A 14,527-nucleotide genomic window follows, 5' to 3' on the forward strand; every position below is an offset into this window, starting at 1 on the left:
GCCCGGATGTGGATCAGTTCGCTCACGCTGGGCCTGGCCATGCTCGCTTGTCATGTTGTGCAGGCCGCAGCGGTCCAGACTGCGAACGCATCGACGCCAGCCGAGACCGACACTGCCAAAGCAGTTCGCTACGCGCGGGCGCTGGAGGCCGCGCCGCTGGCCGACAACGCGCTGGACATGCGTAAATGGCTGCTGCGCTGGATACTGGAAACGCCGGATTACACGGTTCTGGTCTGCAACATGCTCGACATTCCGGACGACGAGAAGGGAACGCTGTCTGGCGAGTTGATGGTGCAGATGATGGCCGGCAACGTGGCCTGGCAGATCGAACACCCGCAGCAGAACGACGATGTGTCGCGCCAGATGGCAGCGGTACGGAGCGCGTTGAAGATGTACGCGGCCTACGTGGCCACGGACCCGAAATGGAAGGTTTCTGCGCTTGATCCGGTCATCGAGCGAGACCGCAACGGCACACTGCGCGAGCATGTCGCCAAGAAGGTCGCCGCCGGCTGTAACTCGGAGAACGGTGGCGAGAAGATGACCTTCAGTGAGGAGGCGGAGCCACCGCCATTCCTGGGCGGATTTCTGCGCGAATCGCACATGGTCTATCCGCTGAAGGTGCAAACGGGCTGGGTGATGCAGAACGAGCATCGCTACGACGAACTCGAGTCCGGGGCATCAGTCCGCTTCCAGCGCGAAGGTGATGTCACCGGCTGGATGGATGTTTACTTCTACCCGATAGGCGTGATTAGCAAGGAACAGCTGGAAACGCTGGCTGCTGCCGAGCGCGAGCACTTGATCACCGTGTGGAAGGACGCCTCCATCGGCCCACCGCTGAGCGCGCTCGGAAGCTTCAAGGTGCCGCTGAAGGCGGCGATGTCGGTTCCCGCGGGGCGTCAGCCGCGCCCGGAATTCATCACGGCGTATGCCGCCGACTTTACCTACAAGCACAGGGAAAACAGCAAGCACTACCATTCGGTGTTGGTGTTCATGGTGGACCGGCTCTACGCAGTGAAGCTGCGCTACAGTGTCGACGTTGACAAAATGACCCGTGAGCAGGCGCGCCATGAGGCCGAGGCCTTCGCTCGCAGTCTGTTGCCGCAGGCAGAGATCACCAGCACCGGCCGTTGCGGTTCCCCCGCAATGGGCATCAACGGCAAGATGGCCGACGGTTGCGTGGGCGAGGATCCGATCCAGCCGCTGGTGCCTGAAGGCTATCGTGAGCTGCGTTTCGAGTATCCGGCACCGCGTTGAAGCGGAAGTCACGTTGGGGCTTCATGGTGCCCGAGGCAGGGGGTACCGTGACCCCGGTCCTCACCTGGTCACACGCCAGTTGCTATCCTCCAGCCTGGACGAAGCCCGACAATCAGGAAATCAAGGACGATGGCATCCATCACCGCTCTCCGTCGCACCGCGCTCGCACTGGCGCTTCCGCTCTGCCTCAGCCTAGCCTCGCCACTCCTTGCAAATGAGCCGGCGGGACCCGCCGAAGCCGAAGAATCCACCCACGCCAAGGTCCTGCGCTACACCCGCGCACTGGAGGTCTCTCCGGACGCCGCCGACGCGTCGGAAGTGCGAAGGGCGCTGCTCGATTGGGCGATGAACAACAGTGAGTTTGAGGTCAACCTGTGTGACGTGATGGACCTGCCCGAACTGGGGCACAAGGACCGCAGTCCGATCACCACCGAGCTGACGCAGCAGATGCTGTTCGGCAACGTGGCATTCCAGATCGAACACGGCAGGGACACCCCTGAGCTCGCCCGACAGGTGGCCGCCGCGGAAAGTTCGATCAAGGTCTACAAAGTGATGCTGGCCAAGCACCCGGAACTGCGCATCGCGCAGATGGACGCGTTGGTCGCCGTGCAGAAGGCCGGCCGTCTGGACCGGCACCTGGCCCCGGTGGTGACGGATTGTCTGGCCGCGCGCCGCACCCGTGTGAACGCGTCGCCGGACGAGGTCCCCTTATTGGGGGGCTTCCTGCGCGAGACCTCGCTGATCTTCCCGGAAACCATGGGTACCTGGAAGTTCGTTCATGAAACCCGCCTCGATGACGCCCCCCACGGGGCCGTGCTGCGCTATCAGCGCCCGGGTGACGACTCCGGCTGGGTGGATGTGTACATCTATCCGGTGGGTGTGAACTCGGTCGAGGCCGTGGCCGAGCAGGCGGTGAACGAGCGCGACGCGCTGCAGAGGAGCTGGGAATCGCAGCTGGTCGACCCGCCCATGTCACCGTTGTCGACGTTCACGCTTCCGGTAAAGCCGGTTGCCAACCCCTCTCCCTATCACCAGCCTCGCCCCAAGGCGATCACCGCGTACCAGGTGGACTTCGGCTTCAAGCGTGAGGATGGGGCCTACAGCGGGGCTTTCATCTATATGGTGGACCGCCTGCACGGCATCGAAATCCGCTACAACGCGAAGGCGGCGTCACTCGACCGGACGCAGTTGCGCAAGGAAGCTGAAAAATTCACGCGCGAGGTGTTCCCGCAGCTGGGCATCATCAGCAATGGCAGCTGCGGTCTCCCGCAGATGGGCGTTGACGGCAAGCTCGCTGACGGCTGCGACGGCATCGAGCCGGTGACACCTGCTGTGGGCGAGGGGATGCGGGAGCTGCGGTTCGAGTACGCGCCGCCGTCGCCCTGAGGGACGGGCCTGCCCGCCCCCTCTTAAAAAGAGCATGAAGAACCGCTCATATCGGCCGATAAGCCCGGTAGGGGCGTCGCTGCCACCAACGACGGAGCGCTACATCCACCTGATGCCCGTTCGCTTGGGCTTGGAAACAATAGCTGGCTGCCACCGTGGGCATTGAGGGAGTCGAACTGTGGAAAACGCGCAAGAAGGGTATTTTCAGATACGGGATGGGTTCCTCGCCTACTACTACGAGTACTGCAGGCATGTAGCCAGAAGCGGACGTGGATGGACGGAAGGAGAAACCGCTGCTGGCTTTGCAATGGAGCAGTTTGATGGAGTCTTCCATTCAGACATCGAGAATCTCATGCTTGAGGTCATATTCCTGGTCTCGAGCACGGGTCGACTTCTCGCTGAGCCGAGTGCGCGAGGGCTAGGAATCGCGGCGGAACTGCTTGGAAAAGTGGGTGTGGCCAACATCCCAAGCCTTCTGGATGAAGAAGAGGCCTCTGAGTTGCTGTTTGACTTGAAGACGCTTGGTTTGATCCCGCATCGCTGAATTGATGGGGGCTGAGGTGCCTATTGATCGCAACGCTGCCCCTGGCAGTCGAGACGTTCAATGGGAAGTTTCATTGGACAATGGCTGGTCGTAAGCGTTATCGGCTGCCCGGACGCTGGACGATCCGCCGCCGGCCGCGCTGAGTGCGTTCCGTTCGAGTCTGGAATTTTCTGATTGGACGGCCTCCTTCGAGGGCTGGCAAGGCTCTGTCCGGCCAGCCTGAGCGAGAGTGAATGGACGATTGCTCCGGTAGAGTAGGGTTGGAGATGAGCGAGCTGTACGATTGGTTCCGTAAAAAGATCTCGGACTCGATAGGTGGTCTGCCGAGTCCGAGAGGCGTTGCTGTAATGCTTGCCGCGTGCGAGCGAATGTTCGGCGTGCTCGCTCAGATTGACTTGCAAGGGGCTTGTGATTCTCCGCAGCTCCGGAGGATTCTTGACGCGATGTGGGATGGTCAAGTGCTTGAGCTTGAAGATGCCACCTTTCCCGGGGATCTCGAGGTGGATTCGCTCTCTGTCGAGCTGGGGATGATGGCTGCGGACTCCATCAAAATGGCCAGAGACCTGGTCGTCCAAGGGGTCGGCACTGTCGACGACATCCTGTTGATGGCCGTCGACATGGCAAATGCCATCGATGCCGCCCAGGAAGATCCCCTAGAAGCTGGCTTGGGCCTGATTGACTCGTTCCTGGTAATTCCAGACTCTTGCGTGTCGGTGGAGGTCAAGCGCCAGTTTTCAGATATCTCGGATCAATATGGAGGGGATAAAGAGGTCATTGCACGGCAGAGCTTGCATGCTGGGTCAACGAGTCAGGACCTGACCTGCGGTATGTCGTTCTGAGTGATTTCGCCAGGGTGGTGAGTTCTAAAATGGACGCATCTTCATGGAAACCTCGCGACATCGACTATCTTGCGTGCAGCGGAAGGCGGCCTGCGAGTGTCAGCTGATCTCTGGTCGGTCAACTAAGTGTCGGAAGTTTGGAGCAGAGAACTATGGTGACTGATCGGTCCATCAAGATGGCGGCGGAAGACGCTCGCGATCTGGTTTCACGTCACGGCGACATCGTTGGTTTCGGATCGACACAGGACGCTGTTGGTCGCGCCTGGATCGAGGCGGCTGAGCGAAAGATCGGTCTTGAATTCTCGCCGTCCTACTTGTGGTTTCTAAGGACGTACAAGGGCGGTGAGATATGTGGTGAAGAGATCTTCAGTGTTTACGGGCTTGATTTCGACGCCGTGAGTGGTGGTGACATTGTTCACCAGCGCGAACTCGATCAGGCGAGTGGTCTGATGCACCCGAGTCAGCTGGTGGTGAGTAGGACGGACCTTGGCGAGGTATTCTTCTTTGACTACTCCGATGCGGCAGCTGGTGAAGTCCCAATCAAGCTTCTTCTGCCGTCGGGCCAGGCTATGGAGTATGCCTCAGACTTCTACGAGTTCATTTGCAAGAGAATACGTAGTTACATTTGACTACGGATGGATAGGGTTGCCGCGAGCATGAGGTCGGGCCACCTCCCAATTCATATGACGCTTGGTCCTTTGACGAATGATCAACTCTCGCTGTTCATTGGCGAGGTTAGTATGTGTGGCATCGACGCTGTTTGGTACAAGACCTACGACTTCCACCCCGTTCTTGGCTTTCAAAAGAGGGTTGAGATGTTCTTGCAGGTGATCTCGGCAATTCTGGAGAGAGGCCTGGCAAAGTTGCAATCAGCTGATCAAATTCTGACTGCGCCAGTTGAAGAACAGGTGAGTCAGTTCAGAGAGGCTTGGCCATCAGCGGACGACTGGGATGAAGATTTTTTCTGGGTCTCCAAGAGTGGTATTGGCTGGACTCCAAGTGGGTTGGTTTGGATCGCCGCAGATGGTTCAGAGTTCTGGACCTAGGAGTGCGCTTGACGAGCCGTTCGTTGCTGTCCCAACGGAGGTTGTAGGTACAATAAGCTTCCTGTTTCTGCGCTCGTCCCGATTGGCCAGGTTTTCCGCAAATGACGATGGACAGAATCGCGTTCTATCAGGAAGTTCAGGTCAGTGCCGAGTGTGGGAGTCCGGAGTATCGAGGTTTGAAGGGGGCTGTCCTTGGTATTAGTCAGGAGGATGGGGTCGTTTACGGGTACGCCGTTCTTCTTCATGGGGAGAGCACTACGACCTACTTCAAGAAAGACGAAATTACGGCGACGGGTAAGCATTTTTCTCGTGGAGACTACTACTGATCTGGTTGGGTGGCCTTCGTGGCGGTGCGGCCTGCTGGACCGGCCGGAATTTGAGAGGCGACTCCATAGCGGTAGACATTCACGTTTCTGGCGATGGCCCTGTGGATCCCGGTGAGCTTGGTGATGACGGGCTGCGAGTCAAGGCAAAGCGTGTACTGAAGGAGTCTAGGTTCCTGTGCTGCCGCTGGCTTTGCGGGGCCTTGGTGGCCGGGCCATGCCTCAAGAAGGGCGACGCAGCGCCGATATCGTGCCGGCGGAACGCGTCTTCCCTGAAGCTGCACATTGGTGGATCGCATGAGATTGTCTGACTACCCGGTGGACCTGTCAGAGTTGCCTTGGCACCTCTATCTGCTGACGTTGGACGACTACTCGCCAAGTGCCCTGGCAGGTGGAGTGGCAGAGACCGTTGACGTAGATCGGTGGCAATACGCGGTCGAGGTCATCTTCCGGTGTCTCAGCTCAGGTCTGTGGGCCTTGTGGGACGAAGGCGTTCTGGACGAGCTGGGGGTCGACAGTTGCGAGGGCTTCTGCCGAGGACTGGCGCGCCTCAGTCCTGCCGTGCTGAGCGAGGAGGCTCAACGGTTCTGGCTCAACCCGCAGCTGACGTCAACCGAAATGGCACTGCAGCTGGTTGCCGAGTACGCTGTCGAGGGGCAGCCAGGGGAGCTCAAGGAAGGAATCATGGAAAGGATTGAGGCGGTGTTTGCCGACGCTGGAGTGCCATTGGAACGGGGTGTTCTCTTTCCAGTTGACTGTCTACGCGCGGGTTCAGCGTAAAGGTTGCCGTCGAATATCATGAATATTCTTGAGCTCTCCATCGCGGGGACACCCGAGCGTCATCAGGTTCTGGCGGCCCTGGCCCGCGCCCTTGGTGTGTACGAATGGGCCCTCATAGATGAGGCCGCCTACTGGGAGGCATCACCCGATGCGCGCAAGCAGTTGGTTGGCTATGACTTGGCGATGGGTCATGGAACCCACCCGCTACGGCTGGACGCGTACTGTGATCAGGACGTTTATGGTGAGGCGTTGGGGCTGATCGGACGCCAGATGGCGATCCGGCTGAACGTCGAAGTTGCTGTTGGAGACTTCATGGGTGGTCAGGATGTCGTCACTGGCCGCTTCATTGTGTATGCGCCAGATGGTAGCTATAGGTTCGCCGTCGAGTGCGGCGTGGGCGGAGAGTTCTCACTCGAGTTCTGCGAGTAGTGCTCCTGCGCGGAGTATGGTTTCTGATGGAGTGACTGAGCATGGAAAGCATTCTGCAGCGGTTGTCGAATCTGTTCGGGCCACGCAGGCCACATCAAGTTCAGAAAATCGCATGGGCAAGCGTCCTCGCGAATGATCGGTTCTTCTGCCTGAGGACCTGCTCAGGATATCGGGCTAGCATCGTCGATCCACAGGGCGCGGCAATCTATCTGGAGCCGTCGGCGTGTGATGAACGTCTTGGTGAGGCTGTCCTGACTTGCCTCGCGCAGAGCAGGTTCGTCGCTCCCTATGCACACAAGCGCGTGAATCCCGAGGCTGGCGTGGATGCCGAGCTGCACGATCCTGTGCGAATCGGCGATCGATATGAGTCGTGGGTGAAAGAGTTGATGGCCAAGTACGGCTACAAGAGCAGGCGTGCGCTCTTTGCTGGGCTGAGGAACTGCCAGGTTTCCATGGTTGACAGTGAGATTGTCATGACTCCCACGTATCGAGACGGCAAGGAAGGCTGGTCCTAGTCCTCGGATGAGGATGGGAGCTTGAAGATTAGCGCGAGCGCCGCGCCTGCTGATGTGGGTGCCGCTATGCGCAGGGCTTTGGGGGATTGCAAATGAACTACCGGGCAGCCGATCATGAGTTCGCCTCTAGGGCGCAAGCTAATGATTAGTTATGAGACCGCGCTGGCCAGGGTTCTTGCGGAGCTGGAACAGGCTTCAGTGCCTGTCGAGGTTACGTATGAGGGCGAGTTCTCCGATGGCTGGTTCTTCTGCTACGAGTCTAAAGAGTTCTTGACGTCAGGAGAGTTGTCGGCACGACTGGTGGGTAACTGTCCGATCCTTGTCGACAAGTACACCGAGGAGCTTGTGTATCTGGGTACTGCTCAGCACCCGGATGACTCGGTGCAGGACTACCTGATCATGAAGCGGTCTGAGGGTACGTCTGCTAGTGGCTAGTGGATCTGAGTCAATGGAAGGATAAATGAAGAAGAAGACGGTGGTCGTTGGGTGTGTGTTGCTCGCATTCGTAGTCGTGGTAATCGCACCCTTCGTATTGGTGTGGGCCGCGGATCAGTACCGCTTCGCGCGATCACAGAAGCTCATTGAAGTTGAGGCTCCTGCAAGTCGTCTTCCGGCACCGATTGAGGAAAATTGAATAGTGGTCATCGTGATTCCCGCCTGTGGCCAGTGGAAGATCGGTGCCGAGATGGTTCGCGTATGTGGGACTGCTGGCTTGATCAAGTTGTTTCCAACTGGGGAAGAGGGTGGCTGCCCGGGCGATGGAGAGGTGCCTCAGCAACTGTGCGATTCGGACCCTGAGCAGCTTGACTCTGCTAATGCCGACAAGGCCAACATCTGGGTGTGCACCTGCTTCATGGGAACGAGGCAGTGCCAGCCTGTCGCGGTGCGAGCGTGAAGATTCCTAAGTTGGACAACAGGGCGATCTTTGACTCGGTGCTGAGGCACTCGCGCGGCTATTCAATGGGCAGTCTGTGGCAGTCGCTGAATGTGGATGTCTCGACGCTGGATATCAGCTTTAAGGCGCGCACGGAGCTCTTCTTCCTCTTTCTGCACGAGCAGATGAGCGTGGGGGCGATGCGACTCGCATTGGACGGAGTCTTCTTGGGTGGCAGCATCGATGAGCAGCTTGCGCGGCTTAAGGACGCTTGGCCATCAGACGATTCGGGAAGCGAAGACGAAATGTACTTCTGGTTCCTGGCGGAGGCACCCGCCGGGGTGGTCTGGATTGGCCCTGATGGCACCGAAAACTGGACATAGAGCAACGCTCTCTGCGAGATGAGTGTCCCGTACGCGGGCTCCGCAGTGGCAGGGCGGTCGATCCGGCTGTTGCGAGTCATGCGCGCAGCCTAGGTTCGCAAGGCTGTGCGCAACGCCCCTTCATGCTTTTCCGAAAATTGGGCGGAAGGCTGGAATGGCTGGATGCTGGCCAGGATGCCGGCAATGGCATCTTTGGTCTTGTTACGGTCGTAAGATTCCTGCAGGCCCGTCCAAAATCCTTCTGAAGTACCGAAGTAGCGCGACAGGCGCAAACCGGTATCGGCTGTGATCGCGCGGTCCCCCGTTACGATCTGTCCGATCCGTCGCTGTGATACACCAATGGACTTGACCAAGCGGTACTGGGTGATGCCCATGGGTACCAACAACTCATGCAGCAGGATCTCACCAGGAGTTGGGTAGGGGACAGTGCGCATGGTCATCTCTACGAGTAGGACGGACTACGCTACCTCGATCGGTCGAGACCGCTTTCCAAATCCGTTCAGTTGGGTGAGCGCCAAACCGCGGATAGATGCCCTGCTGAAGCGATACCGGCGAATCCATCGACGAACGCTGGCCTGTGAGCCACATGCGACAGCACGGAGGCCTGCCAGAAAGAACTGGTGGCAGGTATCCGTGCCAGAGTTTCGCCAGAACGTGGCCATTCTGGCGCGGAATCCGCGCCAAAAATCCGTTTTTCATGCCATACGCGTCAACCTTGAAGATGGCCTATCAAAATCGCACGCAACGCGTGGAAACAGGCCCTTCACATCCGTCTTGGCTTCCGGCAATGTTGCCCCCGGAGTCTAGAAAACTCTTTTAGTACGTAGACTTTGGATCCCAAGGTCGGGATGGTGGCGAATACAACACCCCCCCAAGGTGGGGGAATAAGCCACACCGTTACGTGCTGCGGTTTTCTAGCTCCCGACGCCTTTCCCATGGGGGGAAAGGCACTTCCCCGGGAGTCTGTGATGTACGCGTTCTGGGCCTTCATCCATCGCTTCGAGCTGCCCACTCGAGGCCTTCGCTTATGTCTTCCGCGCGCTCGCAGCCGATTAGCGCTGCCCCGCCGCGCGCGCCAGCACGCCTTATAACGTCGGGCGCTGCCCCGACTGACTGATCGGCATCCCGCCGCGCCGTTGCTGCGCGCCGCGGTGCCACATCGTTGAACTCATTCATGACCCAGTTCTGGGAGGAACCCATGTGCGAGCAGTGTTGCCTTGCAGGTGTTGATGACCATGTAATTCCGGCGTGCCCTCAGTGTGGCCGCGAAACCGTAGCGGCTCATTCTCAGTCGCCCGCTGGTCCGTCTGGCGGCAGTTCCCCCGGGGGCGGGGATCGTGCCTTCGGTGCTGTGTCGTTGGTGCCCCCATCGCCGACCATCCACCCAGGGCAGGTGCTGATGGAGGACTACCTGCGCCCCATGGGCCTGTCCATTCGCCGCCTGGCGGAAGCGATCAGGGTGAAACGCGGTCGGCTGGAGTCGGTCATTGGCGGTCGAAGTGCCATCAGTACCGAACTGTCGATGCGCCTGGGCCGCTATTTCGGTGACGCGCCGCTGTACTGGGTGGACCTGCAGGTGAAGCATGAAAGGGAGATGGCCGATTGCGCCTGGGGCGAGGACATCGATCTGATTCGTCCGCGCGTGCGCTGGTAGGCCTTCACAATGGGTCGCTACGCATATCGCACGACCCAGGTTTTCCGTTCGAGCGCAGCCCGTCAACGAAGGCGGGCTGTCGCCCAGGCAGCAGGGGGTTTGGGTATGAGTCTGGTGATGGTTCTGGAGATGGAGTCAGGTGCCACGGTGGAAGATGTGGCATCGACCTTGTCTGGTCTGAATCCGGTGCTGCAGGGAAAGCGGATCATCGAGGGCGGGCTGCTTTCCGGCTCGCGGTGTGGCTACGGGTTTCAGGTGCATCGCGATCCGGTGCCGGTGAGGGCGCGGGGTATGCGGGTGCCGTGGCGCGTTGGCCTGACCATGACGTTTCATTTCCGGGCCGCCTACATGCTGGACAGCCTCGGGCAGATCTACCAGCTGATCGAGCTGTTTGCTGACCAGCACCCGCACCGTTTCGTGCTGTCATTTCAGTACGAGCGGATCTACGCGGTGCGGGACGAGTGCGGATTGAACCTGGTGTGGAAGATCTCGTAGAGCCGGGCTTGCCCGGCTGCTGTTGGCGCGGGGTTTCCGCAGATCAACGCGGTTTCGATTAGGGTTCATGCGTTACCGGATGTTGGTTATTTCATGGCCGTCGTCTGTCGACCGACGCTACCAGGCTTTGCGACAGACCCCATCTGTTAAAGTCCCCATGCCCCGTTCGTTCGACCAAGCCCCCCCAATGCCCGTGTTCCACCGCACTCTTCTGGCCGCAGCGCTGCTGGTCAGCGCCACCGCGTTACACGCCCAGACCCGCAATTGGACGCCGGCCGTCCAGGTAGAGAAGACGGCAGATCAGGCCCGCCTGCTCAACGCCAAGGGCAAGGTGCTGCTGGAACAGTTGGATGGTTTCTACCCGGAAGGCGATGTGGCCCTGGTCTCGCGCGGATCGCTCTGGGGTGCAGTGCGCGCCGACGGCAAAGTGCTGCTGCAACCGGAGTACGCGCGGGTGGACCGGATGGAGGGCACGAGCCTGCTGCAGGCGTGCCGGGAAGACAATGAAAGCTGTGGTCTGGTGGACCACAACGGCAAGGTGGTTCTGCCTCTGCAGAACGAGCGCTTCGCCGTTTTCGATGCCAAACGTACGCCTTGGTCGATCACCCGTCAGGATCGCACGGGTGCTTATGACCCGAAGGCGCAGCGCTGGGCGCTCCCGCAGGAGTATGCGCAACTTCGCATCGGCGGGGGCTTCGTACTGGCAAGGCCCGCCAAGGATGCCGACTGGCAGGTGTTCGATGAAGGCGGTAAGCCAGTGCCTGGCGTACCCGCTGCCAGCGACTGGACACTGTGGGCCGAGGGCGAACGCGTGGTCGGCAGCCAGGGAGTGTTCGATACCGAGGGCAGGGCATGGGTGTCGCCCGGCAAGTATTCAGAGATCAGTGGCTTGGGGCAAAGTGCCCTGGTTCAGGGCGAGAGTGGTTTCGGCCTGATCGATGCGCAGGGTAACGAGCGGATGGCTCCCCAGTACCAGCTTATCGAGCCGCTCCAGAGCGAGCACGAAGGCTGGCTGCGTTTCGTCGAAGGTGAAAGCTGGGACGAGCGCCGTGTTGGCGTGATGGACGCGCAGGGCAGGGTGCTGCTGCCGGCGCGCTGGGATGGCATTGATCTTGATCTGGCCGATGGCCCGGCCGGAAAGGACAGCCAGTTGATCTTCCGCGTGCTCAAAGACGGCCGCATTGGCGCGCTGGATGCAGGCGGGCGCGAGCTGTTTCCGGCGAAGTTCGAGAGCGCCAGCCCACTGGACTACGGCAGTGTGCTGTACCAGGTGAGCGAGGGCGAGCGCACGGGTGTGTGTGATTTCACCACCGGCAAGTGCCCGGTTCCGGTTCGGTTTGACCGGGTATTCGAATACGACGGCGGGCAGGAGCCGCTGTTTGTTGTGAGCCTGGACGGTCGTTACGGCTTGATGGATGCGCAGGGCAATGCGGTCACGCCGTTGAAGTACGAGAAAGTTGAAGAGAGTGATGCGGGGCGGGGCCGCAATGGCGGCGCTCGCTTCACGGTGACCGAGAAGGGCAAGCGGCGACCCCTGCAGTTGCAGTGGAGTGAGGGAGCGTGGCATGTGAGCACGAAGCCTGTTGAAACAACCGTGCTGCATGAACCCTACGACGGACACCCCATGGCCAGCCTTATCCGCCCGGTGATCGAGGCGCGCTATCTACCGGCTGACCTGAATGACGATGCCGCCATTTCGCGCGCCTACGCCGAAGGCCGGCTTCGTGAGGCGCAGTATCCCAGCATCCAGCTCTCGGGGCCGCAGGCCTATGCGTTGTTCGAGCTGTTCCCCGAGGCGGATCGGGCGGCGCACCGGTTGTCCTTGCCGCATTGCAGGCAGCCAGATGGTTTCCGGCTGCTCATCGGCAGGGCGGCTGATGCTTCTGCCTGCGCGGACCCGGCCAGTGCTGGTCTGAGTTTCACTGATGCTGGCGACGGAAGCGTGACCTGCAAGGAATGTGCGGAGCTGAAACTGCCGGTGCGCTGGGTGCGTGCTGATCCGCCACCGCGCTGCACTGTGCCTGCTTGGTCGCAGCGTGAGGCGCAGCAGGCGTATACGAAGTGGCTGACTGCCTTTACGGCGGCCATGCAGCCGCTGAAGAAGGGAGCCAGCAAGGAGCAGTGGAAGGCCGAGGCTGAGAACCTGCGGGGTTCATTGGTACTCCAGTCGCGCGCAACCGCCATGCTGGTGGGGTTGACCACAAACCCGGAATCATTCGCAAAGGCGATGCAGGTGGATGCTGCCCAGCTGGGCGATGACCTGTTGCCGCGGTTGCTGACCTTGCTGGCAAGTGCTGAAGTGGTGGGGAGTGGCGGCTTGTATCCGGAGAACGAACCTGGCCTGGCCGATGCCTGCGCCGAGGTTTGGTACCTGCGGCTGCCGGCACTGGAATCGCGCCAAGCACAGGGCAAGTCGTTGCCCTTCACCAGCGGATACCAGCTGCCCCCATCGGGCCAGCTGCAACGCGACCGTTACCCCTTCGCCACGTTCACCCGCGAAGATGGCGTGCTGAAGCTCGTGGGCCTGTCACGCGAGCTCGCGCAGGCGCTGCTCGTCGTCGGCGGCAAATGACCGCGGACGCGGCATTGCTCGTAGAGCCGGGCTTGCCCGGCTGCTCTAGGCGCAACCACATCAACGCAACCAGACTCCAGCACAATGCCCAGCATCGCTGCTAGCGACTTGCTGTTTGGGGCGGCGGATGCGTCGCATCGCATTGTCGTGTGTCGAGTCTGCGGCGCGGCCCGTCAGACAGATGGCTCGTCGATGGCTGTTCGGGTGTTACGTTACCTTGAGACGTCCGAGCGAGGGTGTGAACCTGTCCCCTGAAATCGGACGCCAAGAAGTACGGGGTCAGGTAGCGGCTTTCAATTGCATTGCGTAGTCGTTTGGTGACACGAATCCGAGTGTCGAGCGTAGCCGGGTTGGGTTGTGGAAGCCGAGTACGAACGCATCTATGCGGTGTGGGATGAGACCGGATTGGATCTGGTGTGGAAGATCTCGTAGAGCCGGGCTTGCCCGGCTGCCTTTGACGTCGGCCCAGCCTGCGCAATGGACTCCGATCCACTCACTTCTGCTCCCGTGGCAGCGCTTGGCGGTATTGCCGCTTGTCGCCTTGCCGCTTGCCGTTCGGGTCGGTGTTGACGCAGATAAGGTCTCCACAAATGATGGCGTCGGAGGCTGTGTACGCCTGCAAGATGGCGTTGGCATGCTCGAAGCGGGTGTACTGTTCTTTTGGAGAGTGTCCGTATTTTTGTGTTCGGGCGACGTGGGCTGTCTTTTGACAGCCCGGCTTCTCAGTAAGGGCTCCGGATGAATCGGTCCCCGTAAAGTACGGCAAATTGGTTCATCGCGTTCTTCCAGCCGTGGCTGGTGCCTCCCCAGTTGGCCGTGATGTTGCGCAGCCCCAGCCAGATCAGCTTGATCGCCGCCTCGTCGGTGGGGAAGTGCCCTCGGGTTTTGATCACCTTCCGCAGCTGCGCGTTAACGCTCTCGATGGCGTTTGTGGTGTAGATGACGCGACGGATCTCAGGTGGAAACGCGAAGAAGGGTATGACGCGGTCCCACGATCGTCGCCAGGCCTGGGCTACCGAGGGGTAGCGTTTGCCCAGCGGCGAGCCATCCAGCGCCTCCAGGGCCTGTTCAGCCGCCTCTGCATTGATGGCCTGGTAGATGGGCTTCAGCTCGGCTGCGAGGGCCCTTCGATCCTTCCAACCGGCGTAATCCAAGCTGTTGCGGATGAGGTGCACGATGCAGGTCTGCAGGGTCGCCGCCGGATAGACCGCCGCCAGCGCCTCGGGCATGCCCTTAAGGCCATCGGTCACCGCTATCAGTACGTCCTCCACGCCGCGCGTTTTGAGGTCGTTGAAGACTTTCATCCAGAATTTGGCCCCTTCTGTGTTCTCGATCCAGATGCCCAGGATGTCGCGACTTCCATCAGGTAGAACGCCTAATGCCAGATAGATCGCTTTGTTGCGCACTACACCCTCGTCGCGCACTTTGACGCG

At 60.2% G+C, this 14,527-nt stretch carries 17 protein-coding genes; 15 read left to right on the forward strand and 2 right to left on the reverse strand.

Going from position 1 to position 14,527, the window contains the following annotated elements; genetic code table 11:
- Positions 1-57 precede the first annotated feature (57 nt).
- The 12 genes from EGJ34_RS03815 to EGJ34_RS03870 all read left to right on the forward strand — a co-directional run bounded on the left by EGJ34_RS03815 (position 58) and on the right by EGJ34_RS03870 (position 8,373).
- The gene (locus EGJ34_RS03815; protein WP_221740375.1) at positions 58-1,254 is read left to right on the forward strand and encodes a hypothetical protein; all 1,197 of its coding nucleotides are present in this window, start codon (positions 58-60) and stop codon (positions 1,252-1,254) included.
- A 129-nt stretch (positions 1,255-1,383) separates the two neighbouring features.
- Complete coding sequence (locus tag EGJ34_RS03820; protein WP_125359207.1) at positions 1,384-2,640, forward strand: hypothetical protein; 1,257 nt, start codon at positions 1,384-1,386, stop codon at positions 2,638-2,640.
- 178 nt (positions 2,641-2,818) lie between these two features.
- Positions 2,819-3,184, forward strand: a complete 366-nt coding sequence (locus tag EGJ34_RS03825) for a hypothetical protein (RefSeq protein WP_125359208.1) — start codon at positions 2,819-2,821, stop codon at positions 3,182-3,184.
- A 266-nt stretch (positions 3,185-3,450) separates the two neighbouring features.
- Positions 3,451-4,023 (forward strand): hypothetical protein, encoded by a 573-nt coding sequence (locus EGJ34_RS03830; RefSeq protein ID WP_125359209.1) that lies wholly within the window; start codon positions 3,451-3,453, stop codon positions 4,021-4,023.
- Between the two features lie 152 nt (positions 4,024-4,175).
- Positions 4,176-4,652 carry an SMI1/KNR4 family protein gene (locus EGJ34_RS03835; RefSeq protein ID WP_221740376.1) on the forward strand — a complete coding sequence of 159 codons (477 nt, stop codon included), beginning with the start codon at positions 4,176-4,178 and terminating at the stop codon, positions 4,650-4,652.
- A gap of 54 nt (positions 4,653-4,706) precedes the next feature.
- Positions 4,707-5,069 (forward strand): DUF596 domain-containing protein, encoded by a 363-nt coding sequence (locus tag EGJ34_RS03840; RefSeq protein WP_185750052.1) that lies wholly within the window; start codon positions 4,707-4,709, stop codon positions 5,067-5,069.
- Positions 5,070-5,689: 620 nt separating this feature from the next.
- Positions 5,690-6,172 carry a hypothetical protein gene (locus EGJ34_RS03850; RefSeq protein ID WP_125359212.1) on the forward strand — a complete coding sequence of 161 codons (483 nt, stop codon included), beginning with the start codon at positions 5,690-5,692 and terminating at the stop codon, positions 6,170-6,172.
- Positions 6,173-6,190: 18 nt separating this feature from the next.
- Positions 6,191-6,601: a hypothetical protein gene (locus tag EGJ34_RS03855; RefSeq protein ID WP_125359213.1), complete on the forward strand. Its 411-nt coding sequence runs from the start codon at positions 6,191-6,193 to the stop codon at positions 6,599-6,601.
- Positions 6,602-6,642: 41 nt separating this feature from the next.
- Complete coding sequence (locus EGJ34_RS03860) at positions 6,643-7,116, forward strand: contact-dependent growth inhibition system immunity protein (protein WP_125359214.1); 474 nt, start codon at positions 6,643-6,645, stop codon at positions 7,114-7,116.
- 114 nt (positions 7,117-7,230) lie between these two features.
- Entirely contained in the window at positions 7,231-7,551 is a 321-nt protein-coding gene (locus EGJ34_RS03865; RefSeq protein WP_221740377.1) for a YrhB domain-containing protein, read from the forward strand.
- 25 nt (positions 7,552-7,576) lie between these two features.
- Positions 7,577-7,750, forward strand: a complete 174-nt coding sequence (locus tag EGJ34_RS22090; RefSeq protein ID WP_185750053.1) for a hypothetical protein — start codon at positions 7,577-7,579, stop codon at positions 7,748-7,750.
- Positions 7,751-8,007: 257 nt separating this feature from the next.
- Entirely contained in the window at positions 8,008-8,373 is a 366-nt protein-coding gene (locus EGJ34_RS03870; RefSeq protein WP_125359215.1) for a DUF596 domain-containing protein, read from the forward strand.
- Positions 8,374-8,462: 89 nt separating this feature from the next.
- Here EGJ34_RS03870 and EGJ34_RS03875 read toward each other — a convergent pair whose 3' ends face one another.
- A complete protein-coding gene (locus tag EGJ34_RS03875; protein WP_125359216.1) occupies positions 8,463-8,807 on the reverse strand; it encodes a HigA family addiction module antitoxin in 345 nt (114 codons plus the stop codon).
- Positions 8,808-9,733: 926 nt separating this feature from the next.
- Between EGJ34_RS03875 and EGJ34_RS22095 the strand changes: the two genes are divergently transcribed.
- The 3 genes from EGJ34_RS22095 to EGJ34_RS03890 all read left to right on the forward strand — a co-directional run bounded on the left by EGJ34_RS22095 (position 9,734) and on the right by EGJ34_RS03890 (position 13,094).
- Complete coding sequence (locus EGJ34_RS22095) at positions 9,734-10,027, forward strand: HigA family addiction module antitoxin (RefSeq protein ID WP_185750054.1); 294 nt, start codon at positions 9,734-9,736, stop codon at positions 10,025-10,027.
- Positions 10,028-10,036: 9 nt separating this feature from the next.
- Positions 10,037-10,522 carry a hypothetical protein gene (locus EGJ34_RS03885; RefSeq protein ID WP_125359218.1) on the forward strand — a complete coding sequence of 162 codons (486 nt, stop codon included), beginning with the start codon at positions 10,037-10,039 and terminating at the stop codon, positions 10,520-10,522.
- A 187-nt stretch (positions 10,523-10,709) separates the two neighbouring features.
- Entirely contained in the window at positions 10,710-13,094 is a 2,385-nt protein-coding gene (locus tag EGJ34_RS03890) for a WG repeat-containing protein (protein WP_185750055.1), read from the forward strand.
- A gap of 722 nt (positions 13,095-13,816) precedes the next feature.
- Here EGJ34_RS03890 and EGJ34_RS03895 read toward each other — a convergent pair.
- On the reverse strand, positions 13,817-14,527 hold a 711-nt coding region (locus EGJ34_RS03895; protein WP_125359220.1), incomplete at its 5' end, for an IS256 family transposase.

It is taken from the genome of Stenotrophomonas sp. 278, from assembly GCF_003935715.1.
In the GTDB taxonomy this organism is placed as follows: Bacteria; Pseudomonadota; Gammaproteobacteria; order Xanthomonadales; family Xanthomonadaceae; genus Stenotrophomonas; species Stenotrophomonas maltophilia_AH.